Source organism: Streptomyces sp. NPDC050418, from assembly GCF_044458745.1.
Lineage (GTDB): Bacteria > Actinomycetota > Actinomycetes > Streptomycetales > Streptomycetaceae > Streptomyces.
Genome location: NZ_JBITIG010000008.1, coordinates 19,731 through 37,656, shown reverse-complemented (window position 1 = coordinate 37,656; position 17,926 = coordinate 19,731). Strand labels below are relative to the sequence as shown.

At 71.0% G+C, this 17,926-nt stretch carries 13 protein-coding genes; 7 read left to right on the top strand and 6 right to left on the bottom strand.

From position 1 onward, the window contains the following. Positions 1-142 precede the first annotated feature (142 nt). From ACIBI4_RS20350 to ACIBI4_RS20340, 3 genes are read left to right on the top strand one after another with little or no spacing between them, the layout of a single operon-like run. Positions 143-1,300, top strand: coding sequence for an alpha/beta hydrolase (locus ACIBI4_RS20350; protein WP_399205339.1), 1,158 nt, complete (start codon positions 143-145; stop codon positions 1,298-1,300). Next, positions 1,297-3,495 carry a CDP-glycerol glycerophosphotransferase family protein gene (locus tag ACIBI4_RS20345; protein WP_399205338.1) on the top strand — a complete coding sequence of 733 codons (2,199 nt, stop codon included), beginning with the start codon at positions 1,297-1,299 and terminating at the stop codon, positions 3,493-3,495. Before ACIBI4_RS20350 ends, ACIBI4_RS20345 begins: the two co-directional genes overlap by 4 nt. Next, a complete protein-coding gene (locus ACIBI4_RS20340) occupies positions 3,492-5,117 on the top strand; it encodes a glycosyltransferase family 2 protein (protein ID WP_399205337.1) in 1,626 nt (541 codons plus the stop codon). The genes ACIBI4_RS20345 and ACIBI4_RS20340 overlap by 4 nt, the downstream gene beginning before the upstream one ends. 31 nt (positions 5,118-5,148) lie before the next feature. Here ACIBI4_RS20340 and ACIBI4_RS20335 read toward each other — a convergent pair whose 3' ends face one another. From ACIBI4_RS20335 to ACIBI4_RS20320, 4 genes are all read right to left on the bottom strand, one after another. After that, positions 5,149-6,435: a hypothetical protein gene (locus ACIBI4_RS20335; RefSeq protein ID WP_399205336.1), complete on the bottom strand. Its 1,287-nt coding sequence runs from the start codon at positions 6,433-6,435 to the stop codon at positions 5,149-5,151. Further along, a complete protein-coding gene (locus ACIBI4_RS20330) occupies positions 6,416-6,895 on the bottom strand; it encodes a GtrA family protein (protein WP_399205335.1) in 480 nt (159 codons plus the stop codon). The genes ACIBI4_RS20335 and ACIBI4_RS20330 overlap by 20 nt, the downstream gene beginning before the upstream one ends. Before the next feature lie 36 nt (positions 6,896-6,931). After that, complete coding sequence (locus ACIBI4_RS20325; RefSeq protein WP_399205334.1) at positions 6,932-7,726, bottom strand: polyprenol monophosphomannose synthase; 795 nt, start codon at positions 7,724-7,726, stop codon at positions 6,932-6,934. A gap of 179 nt (positions 7,727-7,905) precedes the next feature. Next, positions 7,906-12,852: an NAD-glutamate dehydrogenase gene (locus ACIBI4_RS20320; RefSeq protein WP_399205333.1), complete on the bottom strand. Its 4,947-nt coding sequence runs from the start codon at positions 12,850-12,852 to the stop codon at positions 7,906-7,908. A gap of 516 nt (positions 12,853-13,368) precedes the next feature. Here ACIBI4_RS20320 and ACIBI4_RS20315 point away from each other — a divergent pair. Then, positions 13,369-13,935 carry a DJ-1/PfpI family protein gene (locus ACIBI4_RS20315; RefSeq protein ID WP_399205332.1) on the top strand — a complete coding sequence of 189 codons (567 nt, stop codon included), beginning with the start codon at positions 13,369-13,371 and terminating at the stop codon, positions 13,933-13,935. A gap of 57 nt (positions 13,936-13,992) precedes the next feature. Here the strand turns inward: ACIBI4_RS20315 and ACIBI4_RS20310 are convergent, their stop codons facing one another. Continuing rightward, complete coding sequence (locus ACIBI4_RS20310) at positions 13,993-14,652, bottom strand: HAD family hydrolase (RefSeq protein ID WP_399205331.1); 660 nt, start codon at positions 14,650-14,652, stop codon at positions 13,993-13,995. Between the two features lie 89 nt (positions 14,653-14,741). On the opposite strand from ACIBI4_RS20310, the gene ACIBI4_RS20305 reads away from it, so the two are divergent. Next, positions 14,742-15,836, top strand: a complete 1,095-nt coding sequence (locus ACIBI4_RS20305) for an LLM class flavin-dependent oxidoreductase (protein ID WP_399205330.1) — start codon at positions 14,742-14,744, stop codon at positions 15,834-15,836. Beyond that, on the top strand, positions 15,833-16,567 hold the full coding sequence (locus tag ACIBI4_RS20300) for a CE1759 family FMN reductase (protein WP_399205329.1): 735 nt from the start codon (positions 15,833-15,835) through the stop codon (positions 16,565-16,567). The genes ACIBI4_RS20305 and ACIBI4_RS20300 overlap by 4 nt, the downstream gene beginning before the upstream one ends. Before the next feature lie 61 nt (positions 16,568-16,628). On the opposite strand, the gene ACIBI4_RS20295 is transcribed toward ACIBI4_RS20300, so the two are convergent. Beyond that, a complete protein-coding gene (locus tag ACIBI4_RS20295; RefSeq protein WP_399205328.1) occupies positions 16,629-17,135 on the bottom strand; it encodes a DUF6912 family protein in 507 nt (168 codons plus the stop codon). 297 nt (positions 17,136-17,432) lie between these two features. Here ACIBI4_RS20295 and ACIBI4_RS20290 point away from each other — a divergent pair, with 297 nt between their 5' ends. Then, a complete protein-coding gene (locus tag ACIBI4_RS20290; protein ID WP_399205327.1) occupies positions 17,433-17,870 on the top strand; it encodes an Rv3235 family protein in 438 nt (145 codons plus the stop codon). Positions 17,871-17,926: the final 56 nt, after the last annotated feature.

The following is a 17,926-nucleotide window of genomic DNA, read 5'->3' as shown; positions in this document are numbered from 1 at the left end:
AGCGGACGGGGCTCCGTGACGGGGCTCCGTGACCGTGCCCGGCCCGGTGACCGGCGTCACCCACGACTCGTAGAACCCAAACCGGACATTTAGCCTCTTCTTGTCGGGGACGGCCTCTCGCCCCCAGCAAGGAACGCACCCGATGGGACTCACCAGCACCACCCTGCTGCTGCTCACGGTCCTCGTGGCGATCGCGCTGTTCGCGCTCACCATGTGGCTGTGGCCACGGCTGGCGCGGACCAGTGTCCGTGCCCTGGCCGGACGGTTCCTGCTGCTCGTCTGCACACAGCTCGCCGTGCTCTCGGTGGTGCTCCTGTACGTCAACGACAAGTTCGAGTTCTACGCGTCCTGGGACGACCTCTTCGGCACCGAGCAGGGCGAAGGCGTCGTCCAGGAGGTCGGTCCGGGCGGCAAGCTCGTCTCCCTCCAGTCGGAGCAGGCCGTGCACGGGGGCGGCCGTCTGGAGACGGTGAAGATCACCGGGGCGAGCACCCGGATCGCCGCGGACGCCAAGGTGTATCTGCCGCCGCAGTACTTCCAGAAGGCCAACCGGGACAAGGAGTTCCCGGCGATCCTCGCCATCACCGGCTACCCCGGCACGGTCGACGGGATGATCGACGAGCTGGGCTTCGTGGACACCGCGCGCGACCAGGCGCGCCGGGGCAAGATGCCGCCCACGGTGATGATCTTCATCCGCTCGGCGGTGACCCCGCCGCGGGACACCGAATGCGTGGACGTACCCGGCGGCCCGAAGGTGCTCACGTACTTCGCGAAGGACCTCCCGAAGGCGGTCAGCGGGCATTACCGGGTCGGTACGGCCACGCGGCAATGGGGCGTGACCGGCTATTCGACGGGCGGCTACTGCGCGCTCAAGCTCCCGATGACCTACCCGCAGTCCTTCACCGCGGGCGCCGCGCTCTCCCCGTACTTCGCGGCGAAGACCGACGACACCACGGGCGACCTGTTCCACGGCGACAAGAAGCTGGAACAGCAGAACGACCTGATGTGGCGCATGGAGAAGCTCCCGCAGCCGCCGGTCTCCCTGCTCGTCACCAGCAGCGCCGAGGGCGAGTACGACTACCACAACACCCTCGACTTCCTGGCGAAGCTGAAGGAGGGGCCGATGCGGATGGCGCGGATCATCCTCGACGAGGGCGGCCACAACTTCAGCACGTGGAAACGCGAGGTCCCGGCCGCCCTGACGTGGCTCGGCACCCATCTCGACAAGCCCGTGCACAGAGACGAGCCCGCGCACAGCGACGTGCGCTCCGCCGAACACCCCCTAAGGAACGACCGGTGAAGCTGAGTGTGATCGTGACCGGGCCCGATGTGCAGGGCCGTCTGCAGGAGTGCCTGGACAGTGTGGCCGGGCAACTGGGCACCGGCGCCGATGTGCCCGAGGCCGAGCTTGTCGTGGTGCCCGCGGACGAGTCGGCCCGGGCCGAGTGCGACGGGTACGACGGGCTGAGCGCGCGGGTGCTGCCCGTCGAGCCGGACCGGGCCGCGGCCCGGCGCGCGGGCGCCGCGGCGGCGCGCGGACCATGGCTGCTGTTCCTCGACAGCAAGGACCTGCTGCTCCCGGACGCGGTCCGCACGCTCACCGAGCACGCGGAGACCCCGGCCGACGTGCTGCTCTTCGACCACGTCCGCGCCTACTGGTGGGACCCTTCGCGCCCCAGCACCGACACCCGGCTCCTCACCGCGGCGGGCCCCGAGCCGCGCCCGCTCGCCGCCGCACCCGCGCTGCTCGACGTGACCCCGCTGCTCGGCAACCGCGCCCTGCGCGCCGCCTTCTACCGCGACCGGCTCGACGACCACGACGGTGAACTCACCCTCGCCTACGCCTCGCTGCTCCGCGCCGACCGCATCGCCTGCCTCGACACCGCGCTGCTCGCCGAGCGCCGGCTGCGCCGCGCGAGCCTCCCGCCGCTCACCGCCGAGCAGCACGAGGCGTCCTTCCGTGAGTACGACGCCGTCTGGGCCCTCGCCGAGAACGCCCCCGCCACCGTGCGCGGAGCGCTCTACGACCGCATGACCGCCGAGTATCTGCGCACCATCGCCCGCCCCGGGCTGCTCCCCGAGAGCCTCGCGCCCGAGTACTTCCGGCGCGCCTCCGAGCACGCGGTCCGCTACCGCCCCGAGGGCCACAGCGCGCCCGACGGGCTCGCCGGAGTGCGGCAGAACCTGCTGCTCAAGGGCCAGTTCACCGCGTACCGCACGCTGCAGAAGGCGAACCGCAAGCAGCGCGAGCTCAGCGCCACGCTCCGGGCGCGCAAGCGCAAGCTGGGCGCGGGCGTGCGCAAGCGGCGCTACGAGAAGGCCCGTTCGCTGCCCGTGGACCGGGAGCTCGCGCTGTTCTCCGCGTACTGGGACCGCGGGGTGGCCTGCAACCCGGGCGCCATCGCCGCGAAGCTCGCCGAACTCGCCCCGGAGATCCACCCGGTGTGGGTGGTGAGCGCCGACAAGGTGCCGCTGCTGCCGCCCGGCACGGATCACGTGGTGCCGGGCACCAAGCGCTACCTGGACGTCATCGGCCGCGCGGGCTTCCTCGTCAACAACGTCAACTTCCCCAACATGCTGGTCAAACGCCCCGAGCAGACCTACGTCCAGACCCACCACGGCACCCCGCTCAAGCGCATGGGCCTGGACCAGCTGGACTTCCCCACGGCCTCCAAGGGCCTCAACTTCCGTGCGCTGCTCGCCCGCGTGGACCGCTGGGACTACAGCCTCTCCTCCAACAGCCACTCCACGCGCATGTGGGCGCACGCCTACCCGTCGCACTACACGCCGCTCGACTACGGCTATCCGCGCAACGACGTCTTCTACCGGGCCACGGCCGCCGACGTACGGGCCGTCCGCGAGAAACTCGGCATCGCGCCCGGCAAGCGGGCCCTGCTCTACGCGCCCACCCACCGCGACTACGAGGCGGGCTGGACCCCGCGCCTCGACCTCGCCGCGCTCGCCGAGTCGCTCGGCGAGGACACCGTGCTCCTGGTGCGCGGGCACTACTTCTACGGCGGCTCCGCCTCGCCGCTCGCCAAGCTGCGCGGCACGGGCCGGGTCGTCGACGTCTCCGCGTACGACCCGGTCGAGGACGTCTGCCTCGCGGCGGACGCGCTGATCGCGGACTACTCGTCGATCATGTTCGACTACGCCAACCTCGACCGGCCGCTCGTCATCTACGCCGACGACTGGGAGATGTACGCCCGCACCCGCGGCATCTACTTCGACCTGCTCGCCGAACCGCCGGGCCACGTCGCCCGCACCCAGGCCGAACTGACCGGGATCCTGCGCTCCGACGCCTGGAACGATCCCGCGTCGGCCAAGCTGCGGGCCGCGTTCCGCCGGCGCTTCTGCGAGTTCGACGACGGGGCGGCCGCCGAGCGCGTGGTGCGCCGGGTCTTCCTCGGCGAACGGCCCGAGGCGCTGCCCCGGATCATCCCGGTCGAGGACCGCACGCCCGCACCGAGCCCCGAGGAGGCGTGCGCCCGATGAACCCCGACGTCACGATCACCGTCATCGTCTACAACGACGCCGAGCGGCTGCCGCGCGCGGTGGCCTCGCTGCGCGCGCAGACGCACGCGAACATCGAGATCATCATCAGCGACGACTGCTCCACCGACGACACCCCCGAGGTGGCACGGCAGTTGGCGGCCGAGGACCGGCGGGTGCGCTATCTGCGGCTCCCGGTGAACAGCGGCGGCTGCAGCGCCCCGCGCAACCGGGCCATGGAGCTCGCGCGCGCCCCGTATCTGATGTTCCTCGACAGCGACGACGAACTGCCGCCGCACGCCGTCGAGTCGCTGCTCGCCGCGCATCGCGAACGCGCTGTCGACTTCGCGATGGGGCAGGTCGAGCGGGTGCGCGTGGACACCGGCCGGCGCAGTCTGTGGATGCCGGAGCTTGTCGCGGAGCGCCGTACGGTCGAGGGCATCGAGGCCGAGCCCCGGTTGCTCTTCGAGCATCTGTCGACCTCGAAGATGTACACGAAGGACTTCCTGGACCGGCACGAACTGCGCTTCCCCGAGGGCATCCACTACGAGGACCAGCTGTTCTCGGCACAGGCGTACTGCCTGGCCAAGGCGTTCACGATCGTGCCCGAGCCGGTGTACCGCTGGTACATCGAGCCGTTCGCGGACGCGGGCGCCGCCTCGATCTCCAACCAGCGCCACAAGATCAGCAACGTACGGGACCGTATCCACGTCCAGACCCTCATCGACGCCTTCCTCGTGGAGAGCGGTCACGGCGGGCTGCGCGAGGACAAGGACTACAAGTTCCTCAAGCACGACTTCCGGATGTACGCGGGCGATCTGCCGTTCCGCGACGAGGACTGGGTGCGCTCCTTCGCCGGCGCGGTGGTCCCCTATCTCGAAGCCGTCTCCCCCGCCGCGCTCGCCCGGCTGCCGCGCGCCGAACGCGTGGTGATCCAGCTGCTGCGCGACGGACGGTACGCGGACGCCCAGGTGGCGGCGCGCGGCATGGGCCACGGGGTGGCGCCGCGCGAGACGGTCACCGACGAGGACGGGCGGGTCTACTGGGGCGCGCGGATCCCGGTCACGGACCGGACGAAGGCCGAACTCGACCTGTCCGACCTGGAGTTGACCACCCGCCCCTTCGCCACCGCGCACTTCCGCCACGAGATCACCTCGGTCACACCGGGCGCGCCCGGCACGCTCGACCTGGCCGTGCGCACCTACGACCCGGGCCGTCAGCTGGCGGTCGGCCCGCATGTGGCGGCCCTGCACATCGCGCCCGGCGGCCGGCGCCATACGCGGCGCTTCCGCCTCGACGTCGTACGCCCCGGTGTCTACGAGGGCACGGTCCGCCTCGACCTCGCGGCGGCGGACCTCCCCGCGCAGGGCTTCACGGGCACCCGCCACCCGGTCCTGGAACTGGAACAGGACCGACAGCGCACCACGGGCCTGCTCCTCGCCCCGCTGGACTTCACCCCCCTGACCACGGTGATCCGTCCCCGCTTCGGCGTCGCCCACCGCGTGACCGTCGAGCCGGAGGGGCGCAACTCCGGGCGGCTGCAGGTGCGGTGGGAGCCGGTGGGCGCGGTGGTGAAGGCGCTGCGGCCGCTGAAGCGGCGGGTGAAGGGGCTGCTGGGGCGCTGAGGGCAGGGGTTACGACAGGGCCGGTCCGGCCCTACGCCCTGAGGACGTCCCCCTGCCGGTGCGCCGTCTCCGCCGCCTCCGGCGCCCCGGAGGCCGCGCCCCGTGCGAGCGCGGTCCGCCACATCCGGTCCAGGGACAGCGGCACGCCGACCACCACGACCAGCCACACCTGGACGTACAGCCGGTCCTGCTCGACGCGCAGCGGATGCGCGGCCATCGTCGCGAAGCCGACGAGGCCCACCGCCGCCAGGCACAGCGCGACCGGCACGGACCGTTTCCACGCGCCCCACAGGCCGACGGCCAGGAGCAGGAGCAGCAGGGGCGCGAGCGCCTCCTTCTGCAGCCACTGCCACCAGTAGTTGAGGTTCAGGCGGGCCAGCGCCCGCCAGGGGTCGGCGATCTCGGGGCGGTCCCAGTGCAGCGTGAAGGTGTCCTGCAGCGAGTCGCCCATGCCGGGCAGGCCGAGCGCCTTGCTCAGGGCGAGCGCCGCGGCGGTGGCGCCCGCCGAGAGGCCGGCGAGCCACCAGGTGCCGCGGTGCCGGGTCCGTGGCACGAAGAGCAGACAGACCGCGGCGGCGGACGCGAGGAACGGCGCGACCATCAGGAAGCTGGAGTACTTCACGCCGAGTCCGAGCGCGAACGCGCCCGCGAACAGCGAGGCACCGGCGGCGACCCGGCCCTGCAGCAGCCATACGGAGGCAAGCAGCAGCGCCGTCATCAGCGCCAGCATCGGGCCTTCCGTGAGCGGCCGTCCGCCCCACGCGGTCAGCGGGGTCACGTAGTAGAGGACCTGTCCGAGGACGGCGAGGAGAGGCGGTGCCCGAAGGGCGCGCAGCAGCATGTACACCAGCAGCCCGGCCAGCGCGGTGAAGCCGAGCGCGACCGCGGTCAGGCCCGCCTTGGCCCCGAGCAGGGCCACGAAGGGCGCGGCCATCAGCGGGTAGGCGGGCCGGGTGTGGAAGATCTTCTCGTAGCGCGGGTCGGTGGGTTCGAGGCCGTTCGCGTACGTCTTCTCGCACTTCGCGAGGTACTCGGCCTGCTGACCCGGCTCGCGGAAGGCCAGCTGGTCGAGCATGCGGTTGCGCTGCACGAGGTGGGCGGTGTCGGTGCAGTACGCGGTGACCGCCTTGTCCCGCGCGGTCTTCGGGGAGTCGCCGAGGAACTCGTAGGCGGCCCGCGCATAGCGGTACGAGTCGTTGGAGAACCGCGTCGCCGGATAGGCGAAGACGTGCAGGACCACAAGGGCGACGACGGCGAGCAGCGGCAGCGCTCGCACCAGCCGCTGCCGGCGCACCGCCTCAGGCGCGCTGCGCGTCATGCTGGAAGACCCACGTCCGGTAGACGAGGAAGCGGAACGCGGACGCCAGGATGATCGAGCCCGCCTTCGCGAGGTTCGAGCCGAGCGGTCCGTTCATCGCGATGCCGTGGTACGCCACATAGAACAGGCCGCTCTCGACCGCGACCCCGATCCCGCTGAAGACGAAGAAGAGCAGGATCTGGCGGCCGGTGCGCCTGGCGCGGTCGCGGTAGGCGAAGAAGCGGAAGCCCAGGTAGTTGGTGCCCATGGCGATACAGCTGGCCAGGACGGTCGAGGTCATCGCGCCCCGTCCGAGGCCGTGCAGGAGCAGGTTGAAGACGACGAAGTTCACGCCGACGCCACTGCCGCCCACGACCGCGAACTTCGCCAGCTCCTTGCCGTAGCGGACCATACGGCCCGCCCGGAGTCCCGGTGCCGCCTCCGGCAGCGCCACGGCGGGGGTGTCCTGCAGCGTGGTCATACGCGTGTGCTCACCAACTCGTCTCGGCCCGGCGGTTCAGCGCTTGGCACAGGCGGCGGCGCGGAGCTTCCACGGCATCGTCAGGGACTCCAGCTGCACGGCGAAGTCCATCTTCGACTCGCCGACCGTGCGGTCCTCGAAGTGGATCGGGACTTCGCGCACTCCGAAGCCGCGGCGCAGCGCCGCGTACTTCATCTCGACCTGGAAGGAGTAGCCCGCGCTGCCCACGGAGGCGAGATCGATGGCTCGCAGGGTCTCCGCGCGCCACAGGTTGAAGCCGCCGGTGAGGTCGCGGACGCGGGTGCCGAGGATGGTGCTCACGTAGGCGTTGGCCCAGCGCGAGAGCAGCCTGCGGTGGACGCCCCACGCGTCGGAGAGGGATCCGCCGGGCACGTAGCGGCTGCCGACGACGACTCCGGCGCCCGTGGACAGCGCGACTCCGAGCATCTCGGAGACCTTCCCGGCGGGGTGGCTGCCGTCGGCGTCCATCTGCAGCACGTATTGCGCGCCGTTCTCGACGGCCTGTCCCATTCCGGCCGCGTACGCACGGCCGAGGCCGTCCTTCCCGGTGCGGTGCAGGACCCGCATCCGGACGCGTCCGTCGTTGTAGCGCTCGCTGAGGGATTCGGCGATCTCACCGGTTCCGTCGGGGCTGGAGTCGTCCACGACCAGCAGGTTCAGACCGGGCAGCTGCTCGGTGAGCGCCATGACGGTCTCGGTCATCCGCGGCAGGTTCCCGGCCTCGTTGTACGTGGGCATCACCACGGTCAGCGCCGTGTCGGCCCAGGCGGTGGGCAGCGGCGCCGGTGACTCGGCTGTCTTCGTCGGCATCGGTGGGTCCTCCGTGCTCGTACACAATCTGGCCCACCTTAACCCAAATGACCGAATTGATCGCATAAAGGACAGACGTGGCGGCGTCGGCGCCCAGGAACCCCACGGACACCGGCCCCGGAAAACGCCGGAGCGCCTGGAGCCAAGGGCCCCAGGCGCTCCGGTACGGCGCTACCCCGCTACGAGTGCGAGCGCAACAGCGTGCGCATCGTCCGCATCGCCACGGAGAGGTTCGCCAGATCGAACGAGTCCGAGCTCTGGATCTCGTCCAGAGTCGTCTTCGCACGGCCCAGGATCGCCGCGTTCTTCTCCTGCCAGGACTTGAAGCGCTGCTCGGGCGTCGAGCCCCCGTTGCCCACCGTCAGGACATCCGAGGTGAGCGCCGCGTGCGCCGCGTACAGGTCCTCGCGGATCGCCGCGCGGGCCATGGACGACCAGCGGTCGGTACGCGGCAGCGCGCTGATCCGGTCCATCAGCTGCGTGATGGTGAGCCGGTCCCCGAGGTCGTAGTAGACCTCGGCCACCGCGAGCGGGTCCTTGCCCGCCCGGTCGGCGATCAGCACGATGTCGAGCGTCGGGAACACCGAAGAGAACCCGGCCACGCGCTGCGCCAGCTCCTCCGGCACGGACGCCTCGGTGAGCTCCTCGAAGATCTGCTGGTACCACTCCAGATCCGCGCCGCGAAGGAGCTTCGGCAGCTCCGCCCACACCTGGTGCACGCCCTCGCCGAAGAAGCCGATGGTGCCCGCCAGTTCGAGCGGCTGCGGCCGGTTGTTGAGCAGCCAGCGCGTGCCGCGCTCGACGAGGCGGCGCGAGTGCAGCCGGATCCGGGTCTGCACATCGGCCGCGACCGTGTTGTCCAGGGCCTCGACCGCGTCCCAGACCTCGCCGAGCCCGAAGATCGCGCGGGCCGCGGTGTGCGCCCGTACGACCTCTTCGAGCGAGGCACCGGTCTCCTCGCGCATCCGGTGCAGGAAGCTCGTACCGCCCGCGTTGACCGTGTCGTTCACGAGGACCGTGGTGACGATCTCGCGGCGCAGCGCGTGCGCCTCGATCTGGTCGGTGAACTTCTCGCGCAGCGCCGACGGGAAGTACGCGTGCAGCAGGCTCTGCAGATACGGGTCGTCGGGCAGCGAGGTCGAGATCAGCTCCTCGGCCACCGTGATCTTCGTGTACGCGAGCAGCACCGCCGTCTCCGGCTGGGTGAGCCCCTGTCCGTTGCCGAGCCGCTCGCGGATCTGGCGGTCGGTCGGCAGGAACTCCAGGGCCCGGTCGAGCCGGCCCTCGCGCACCAGCGTGCGCAGGAAGCGCTGCTGGGCGTGGACCATGCTGGAGGACTGCGCGAGCGCGTTGGCCAGGGCGGTGTTCTGCGCGTAGTTGTTGCGCAGGACGAGCCGGCCGACCTCGTCGGTCATCGTGGCGAGCAGCTTGTTGCGCTGCTTGACGGTCATGTCGCCGTCGGCCACCACCGCGTTGAGCAGGATCTTGATGTTCACCTCGTGGTCGGAGGTGTCCACACCGGCGCTGTTGTCGATCGCGTCGGTGTTGATCCGGCCGCCGTGGTGCGCGAACTCGATCCGGCCCAGCTGGGTCGCCCCGAGGTTGCCGCCCTCGCCGACGACCTTGACCCGCAGCTCGGCGCCGTCGACACGGATCGCGTCGTTGGCCTTGTCGCCGACGTCGGCGTTCGACTCGGCGGCCGCCTTCACGTACGTGCCGATGCCGCCGTTCCACAGCAGATCGACCGGCGCCTTGAGGATCGCCTGCATCAGCTCGGCCGGGGTGATCTTCGCGACGCCGGACTCGATGCCGAGCGCCTCGCGGATGTGCGCGTTGAGCTGGATCGCCTTGGCCGTGCGCGGGAAGATCCCGCCGCCCGCGGAGATCAGCTCGGTGTTGTAGTCCGCCCACGAGCTGCGCGGCAGCTCGAAGAGCCGGCGGCGCTCGGCGTAGGAGACGGCCGCGTCCGGGTTCGGGTCGATGAAGATGTGCCGGTGGTCGAAGGCGGCGACCAGGCGGATGTGCTCGGAGAGCAGCATGCCGTTGCCGAACACGTCACCGCTCATGTCGCCGACGCCGACGACCGTGAAGTCCTCGGTCTGGGTATCGACCCCGAGCTCGCGGAAGTGCCGCTTCACGGACTCCCACGCGCCGCGAGCGGTGATGCCCATGCCCTTGTGGTCGTAGCCCGCGGACCCGCCGGAGGCGAAGGCGTCACCGAGCCAGAAGTTGTACGACTCGGCGACCTGGTTGGCGATGTCCGAGAACGTCGCCGTGCCCTTGTCGGCCGCGACCACGAGGTACGTGTCGTCCTCGTCGTGCCGTACGACGTCCGCCGGGGGCACGACCTCGCCGGCCACCAGGTTGTCGGTGATGTCGAGCAGCGCCGAGATGAAGGTCCGGTAGCTGGCCACGCCCTCGGCGAGCCACGCGTCACGGTCCTTCGCGGGATCCGGCAGCTGCTTGGCGACGAAGCCGCCCTTGGCGCCGACCGGCACGATGACGGTGTTCTTCACCATCTGTGCCTTCACCAGGCCGAGGATCTCCGTACGGAAGTCCTCACGCCGGTCGGACCAGCGCAGACCGCCGCGCGCGACCTTGCCGAAGCGCAGGTGCACGCCCTCGACGCGGGGCGAGTACACCCAGATCTCGTATGCGGGACGGGGCTCGGGCAGGTCCGGGATGGCCTGCGGGTCGAGCTTCATCGAGACGTACGAGTGCGGCCTGCCGCCCGTGGCCTCCTGGAAGAAGTTCGTGCGCAGGGTGGCCTTGATGACGGTGAGGAAGGACCGCAGGATCCGGTCCTCGTCCAGCGACGCCACCTGGTCGAGCGCGCCGTCGAGCTCTTCGAGCAGCCCGTCGGTCAGCTCGGAGCCGGCCCGCTGGCGGTCCGGCGACATCCGCGCCTCGAAGAGGTTCACAAGGAGGCGCGTGGTGTGGACGTTGTTGCGGAGGGTGTCCTCCATGTAGTCCTGGCTGAACTTCGCGCCCGCCTGACGCAGGTACTTCGCGTACGCGCGCAGCACCATCGCCTGGCGCCAGTCCAGACCGGCGCGCAGCACGAGCGAGTTGAAGCCGTCGTTCTCGGCCTCGCCCCTCCACACGGCGGAGAAGGCCTGCTGGAAGCGGTCGCGGGCGTCGTCGGCGAGGTAGCCGCCGTTGCCGTTCGCGGCCGGCATCCGCAGCCCGAAGTCGTAGATCCAGGCGATCTTGCGGTCGCTGGAGCGCAGCTCGTACGGACGCTCGTCGACGACTTCGCAGCCGAGCCGCTGCAGCACGGGCAGCACCGCGGACAGCGAGACCTGGGCGCCGGACCGGTAGATCTTGAAGCGGCGCTCGCCCGGGCCCGCGCCCACGGGCTCGTACAGCGAGAGCGCGAAGTCCTGCTCGGACTGGCCGAGCGCCTCCAGGTGGACGAGGTCGGCGACCGCGGCACGCGGCGAGTGGTCGGCCTTGTAGCCCTCGGGGAACGAGCCCCCGTACTTGCGGAGCAGCTCGGCCGCGCGCTCCTCGCCGCACTCCGCGTTCAGCGCCTCGGCGAAGCCGTCGGCCCAGGAGCGGGCGGCGTCGACGAGGCGCGCCTCGATGCGCTCCTTGTCGGCGTCGGAGAGCTGCGGCAGCTCGGTGCCCGGGGCGACCCGGACGACGAAGTGCAGCCGGGACAGGATCGACTCGGTGTTCCAGGCGGTGAAGTCGACGCTGGCGCCGCCGAGCTCCTCCTTGAGGATGTCGATGATCCGCAGCCGTACACCCGTCGTGTAGCGGTCACGGGGCAGGTAGACGAGGGCCGAGTAGTAGCGCCCGTACTCGTCCTTGCGCAGGTACAGACGCAGCCTGCGCCGCTCCTGCAGATACAGGACGGAGGTGGCGATCTCGCGCAGCTCGTCGGCCGGGGTCTGGAAGAGCTCGTCGCGCGGGTACGTCTCCAGGATCTGCAGCAGGTCGCGCCCGTCGTGGCTGTTGGGCGAGAACCCGGCGGCCCGGAGCACCTCGTCGACCTTGCGGCGGATGACCGGGACGCGGCGCACGGACTCGGTGTAGGCGGCCGAGGAGAACAGGCCGAGGAAGCGGCGCTCGCCGATGACGTTGCCGTCGGCGTCGAACTTCTTCACGCCGACGTAGTCGAGGTAGCTGGGGCGGTGCACGGTGGCGCGGCTGTTGGCCTTGGTGAGCACCAGGAGCTTGTGCTCACGGGCCTTCGCGCGGGCGTCCGCGGGCAGCCGGCTGAAGGACGGGCTGACCGGGTGCGCCTCCTCGCCGCCCGCGTGCTGCGGGTCGGAGCGCAGGATGCCGAGGCCGGTGCCGGGGACGGCGGTCAGGGAGTCGTCCTCGGTGAGGTCGTACTCGCGGTAGCCGAGGAACGTGAAGTGGTCGGCGGCCAGCCAGCGCAGCAGCTCACGGGCCTCCTCGACGTCCTGCTCGCGCAGATCGTCGGCGGTGGGCTCCTGCGGCAGCTCCTCGGCGATCCGCATCGCCGCCTCGCGCATCTTCTCCCAGTCCTCGACGGCCTCGCGGACGTCGGACAGGACGCGCAGCAGGTCGGCGGTGATCTGCTTGAGGTCGGCGCGGTCGGTCTCGCGGTCGATCTCGACGTGGATCCAGGACTCGACGAGGGTCTCGTGCGCGGCCTCGGCGGCCTTCTCGGCCGCGGCGTTGTCCGCGATGACCTCGATCAGCTTGCCGGTGACATCGCGGCGCACGACCACCTGAGGGTGAATGACCACGTGGATGCCACGCCCCTGGCGCGACAGCTCATTGGTCACCGAGTCCACGAGGAACGGCATGTCGTCGGTGACGACCTCGACCACGGAGTGGCTGGAGGTCCAGCCGTTCTCCTCGACGGTCGGGGTGTGCACCCGGACGTTGGCGGTGCCCTGCGGCCGGTTCTCGGCGAGGCGGTAGTGCGAGAGCGCGGCGCCGAAGACGTCGACCGGGTCGCGGTCGGTCAGGTCCTCGGGGGCGGTGTGCAGGTAGTAGCGCTGGAGATACGTGAGGACGGTGTCGCCGTCCGGGCGGTCCTCACTCGCGGCACCGGTCGGAAGTTGTCCTCCGACCGGGCTGTGCTCAGCGACCCGGGCAGCCCGTGCGAGCAGCTCGGCCTTGGCTTCGTCCAGCTTGGTCTGCATGTCCTCTGGCTCCTGTCGCGCGCCGTTGCGCAACGTAGAAGGAAGTGGCGTCACTTATGACATTTACGACATTCATGGCATCGCGCCGCGACTCGGGGTGATGAGCCGAACTCGACGGTAGGCCGTCATCGCAACAAAGGAGGGCGGAATCAGCCACTGCGGTGGGCCTCGCGACGGTCGTCACGGCTCCCACGGCGGGCCTGCCCCGGAGGATCTCGGCGGCCTTCCACGCACGGCGGTCGGCCGGGCGCAGGCGGGGGGCTCCGGTGCCCCCGTGGCTTATCGCACTGATCACGCCGTACAGGCTATCGCCCTTGACGGGGTGACCGGCATGGTCCGTATTGGCACAAAAGCCGGGCCCGAAGTTTGACAGTCCGGACAGAGACGCGGGGGCCATACGGGGCGTAACGGGACCCGCTCCCGCGCCGCACCCCCTTGGCAAGGACGGCCGGGCGATGCACGTTGGCGGGAGGGCGGCGCGGCGCCGGCCGATGCACGTTGGCAGGAGGAGCGGCGATGAGCAGCAAGATCCTGATCGTGACCGGTGACGCGGCGGAGTCCCTCGAGGTCCTCTACCCGTACCAGCGACTGCGCGAAGAGGGCTACGACGTGCACATCGCGGCCCCGGCCCGCAAGAGGCTCCGGTTCGTGGTGCACGACTTCGAGCCCGGCTTCGACACGTACACGGAGAAGCCGGGCTACACCTGGCCCGCGGACCTCGCCTTCTCCGAGGTCGATCCCGGCCAGTACGTGGCCCTGGTGATCCCCGGCGGCCGGGCCCCGGAGTACCTCCGCAACGACCCGGAGCTCCGCAAGATCGTCAAGACCTTCTTCGACACGGACAAGCCGGTCGCCCAGATCTGCCACGGCCCGCTCCTCACCGCGGCCATCGGCAGCCTGACCGGCCGCCGGGTCACGGCCTATCCGGCCCTGGAGCTGGACATGCAGGCCGCGGGCGCGACCTTCCAGGACGCGGAGGCGGTGGTCGACGGCACCCTCGTCTCGTCCCGCGCCTGGCCGGACCACTCGCGCTGGATGCGTGAGTTCCTTACGGTGCTGCGGGCGAAAGCTCCTGTGACGTAGCCAGGGCGCTGACGTGGCCCGGGCGGTGACGTAGCCCTCCGGCCAGGGGGCGCGGCCTCAGCCCACGAGGCGCTCCGCCTCGGCCACGGCCTCCGCCAGGGAGTCCACCACCGGTACGCCCGCCGCGGCCAGGCTGGCCCGGCTGTGCGAGCCGCCGGTGTACAGCACGGCCCGCGCGCCCACGTGGGCCGCCGCCACCGCGTCGTCGACCGCGTCGCCGATCACCACGGCCCGCGAGGCCTGGACGCCGTCCAGGGCCGCCAGGTGGCGCGCCATCTGCTGGGCCTTGCCGTCCGTGGAGTCCCCGACCCGTCCGTCGACCCGGACGAAGCGCTCCTCGATGCCATGTGTGCGCACGATCGGCAGCAGCCGGTCGTGCGGCGCGAGCGAGCACATCGACTGGGTGAGCCCGGCCTCCTGCCACTCGGCGAGCAGCCGGGGCGCCCCCTCGGCCAGCCCGGCCGATTCCGCGAAGGCCCAGTAGTGCCGGTGGAAGGCCTCGTCCATGACGGCCCACTCGGCATCCGTCGGCAGCCGCCCCATGAGCCGCTCGTAGAACTTGGGCACCGGCACGCAGTAGAGCTCCCGGTACCGCTCCAGCGTGATCGGCTCCAGACCGATCTCCGCGAACGAGGCGTTCGTGGCCTGTATGACGGCGTCGATGTCGTGGAACAGCGTCCCGTTCCAGTCCCACACGATGTGCGCTTGCTTCCCCATCCCTCGAAGGTACCCGTCCGGAATAGCCCGGCGGAGGCCGCTGTTCTCCGGTATAGTTGAATAGTCAACAACTAGTGAAGGTGAGCAGCATGCAGTTCGGGATCTTCACCGTCGGCGACGTCACGGTCGACCCGACCACCGGCCGCGCCCCCGGCGAGCACGAGCGGATCAAGGCGATGCTCGCCATCGCGCAGAAGGCGGAGGAGGTCGGTCTCGACGTCTTCGCGACCGGCGAGCACCACAACCCGCCGTTCGTCCCGTCCTCGCCGACCACGATGCTCGGCTACATCGCGGCCCGCACCGAGAACCTCATCCTGTCCACCTCCACGACCCTCATCACCACGAACGACCCGGTGAAGATCGCCGAGGACTACGCGATGCTCCAGCACGTCGCGGACGGCCGCATGGACCTCATGCTCGGCCGCGGCAACACCGGCCCCGTCTACCCGTGGTTCGGCAAGGACATCCGCGACGGCATCGACCTCGCCGTCGAGAACTACGCCCTGCTGCGCCGCCTGTGGGACGAGGACGTGGTGACCTGGAAGGGCAAGTTCCGTACGCCGCTGCAGTCCTTCACGTCCACGCCGCGCCCGCTCGACGGCGTCGCCCCGTTCGTCTGGCACGGCTCCATCCGCTCCCCCGAGATCGCCGAGCAGGCCGCGTACTACGGGGACGGCTTCTTCCACAACAACATCTTCTGGCCCGCGAGCCACACCAAGCAGATGGTGCAGCTGTACCGCCGGCGCTTCGCCCACTACGGGCACGGCACCCCGGAGCAGGCCGTCGTCGGCCTGGGCGGACAGGTCTTCATGCGCAAGAACTCCCAGGACGCGGTGCGCGAGTTCCGCCCGTACTTCGACAACGCGCCGGTGTACGGCCACGGCCCGTCCCTGGAGGAGTTCACCTCGCAGACCCCGCTGACCGTCGGCTCCCCGCAGGAGGTCATCGAGCGGACCCTGTCCTTCCGCGAGCATGTCGGCGACTACCAGCGCCAGCTGTTCCTGATGGACCACGCGGGCCTGCCCCTCAAGACGGTCCTCGAGCAGCTCGACCTGCTGGGCGAGGAGGTCGTCCCGGTCCTGCGCAAGGAGTTCGCGAGCCTCAAGCCGGCGAACGTGCCGGACGCGCCGACCCACGCCGCACGCGTGGCGGCGAAGAAGCAGGAAGAGGTGGAGCAGGTATGAAGGTCGTCGTCGTCTCCGCGGGGCTGAGCTCCCCGTCGTCCACCCGCCTGCTCGCCGACCGCCTCGCGGCGGCGACGGTGGCCCAGGTGGACGCGACGGCCGAGGTCGAGGTCGAAGTGGTCGAACTGCGCGATCTCGCCACGGAGATCGCCCAGCACTTCGTCACCGGCTTCCCGCCGGCCCGTCTCGCCGCCGCGCTCGACGCGGTGGCGGCGGCCGACGGACTGATCGCGGTCACACCGGTCTTCGCCGCGTCGTACAGCGGCCTGTTCAAGTCGTTCTTCGACGTCATCGACAAGGACGCCCTGACCGGCAAGCCGGTGCTCGCGGCGGCAACAGGCGGCACCGCACGCCACTCCCTGGTCACCGAACACGCGATGCGCCCGCTCTTCACGTACCTGCGCGCCGTCGTCCTGCCGACCGCCGTCTACGCGGCGTCCGAGGACTGGGGCGAGGAGGGCCTCGCACAGCGGATCGCCCGCGCGGGGCGGGAGTTGGCGCGTTTCATGGCGGCGGACGCGTCTGGGGCTGGGACTGCGTCTGGGGCTGGGGCTGGGACTGCGTCCGTGCCTGCGTCGGGATCCGCGCCCGTTTCCGGGCCGGACGTCGACACGACGGCAGCCATCGCACCGCGCTCGCTGCACGGCGCGATCACCTCGGTCGACCCGGACGGCGGCTTCGAGGTCACCCCGTTCGCGGAGCGACTGGCGGCGCTGCGCCCCAGCGACTAGTTCCTGCAGGGGAGTTGACGCGTACGGATCCGAGGCTCCGGCCCCGGATCCGTACACTCGCTCACGCGATCAGATTCGGGATCTCCTGCGTCGCGAACCACAGCAGCTCGTGGTCCTCGGCCCCGTCCACCGTGAACTGGGCGTCATCGTCCCCGAGATCGGCGGCGCCCAGCGCGGAGGCGGCCGCGGCGACATCCGCCACCGCGTCGTCCGCGTCCACGTGCACGGCCGCCACCTTCTTCAGCGTCACCGCCTTCGCCAGCCGCACCTCGCCCAGCGCCCCGGGGTCGAGCCCGCGGTCGGGGTCGACGGCCGTGTCCGCGTCCGGTACGTCGACGGCCACGACCACACGCCGCGGCACCGCCGCCGGGTCACCGGCGATCAGCCGCAGCGAGGCCGCGGCGGCCCGGTTGAGCGCCGCGTACTCCAGCTCCTCCAGGTCGTCGGACACGTACCACTCCCGCAGCGCGGGCGTCACCGCGTACGCCGTCAGCGGCCCGGGCCCCAGCTCGGCGGCCTTGTGGGCCTGTGCGAGACCGGCCAGTGTCAGGGGGACGTAGACACGCATGAAGCCGCCGCTTTCGTCATCGGAATGGGATTCCCACGTCGTACGGGAAGGCTCTCAGGATACGTGCGGGCGTCCCCTTTCGAGTTGCTGCCAGGGCACCGTACGACGTCAACCCGACGCCCCTCACCAGGGCCGTGGAGCCCGTCACGGCAGCCTCCGGACACCCTGATAGGTGAACCCCGTCCGCACCTCGGCACGGTGGCGGCCCGCATTGCCCCGACCCCCGCGTTCCCCGTACAAGAAAGCCAGACCTACCGCCGGGTAACCACACCCGACCAGGCAGAACGGGGATCCGAGATGAGTACGAGCACCACGCGCCCGCCCTCCCGCCGCACCACCGCGTCCCGCGGTCCGGCCTCCCGCCGCGATCCCCGGCGCCCGGGCGAATCCCGCCGCGTACCCGTCCAGCAGCGCCCCACGCTCCCCCGCTACTGGTTCGCCGAGCGTCTCCTCGCCGTCCTCAGCGGCCACCGCCCCGTGCACTGGATGCTGAACCACACCCTCGGCGAGGCCTACGACCAGCTCTCGCTGCTCGCCCCGCGCACCCCGCTGAGCGGGCGCGGGACCCGCCCCGTCATCCGCGACTGCGGCGAGCACCGCCCCGAGGACGGGGTGATCGAGGCCTTCGCCCGGATCGCGGCCGGCGGCCGGCTGCGGGCCATGGCCTTCCGCCTGGAACAGGGCACGGACCTGCGCTGGAAGTGCACGGCCATCGAGGTGGGCACGCCTGCGTGACCGGCGAGGCGATGGGCGCCGGCGAGGCGATGGGCGCAACGCACACCGGGGCCCCG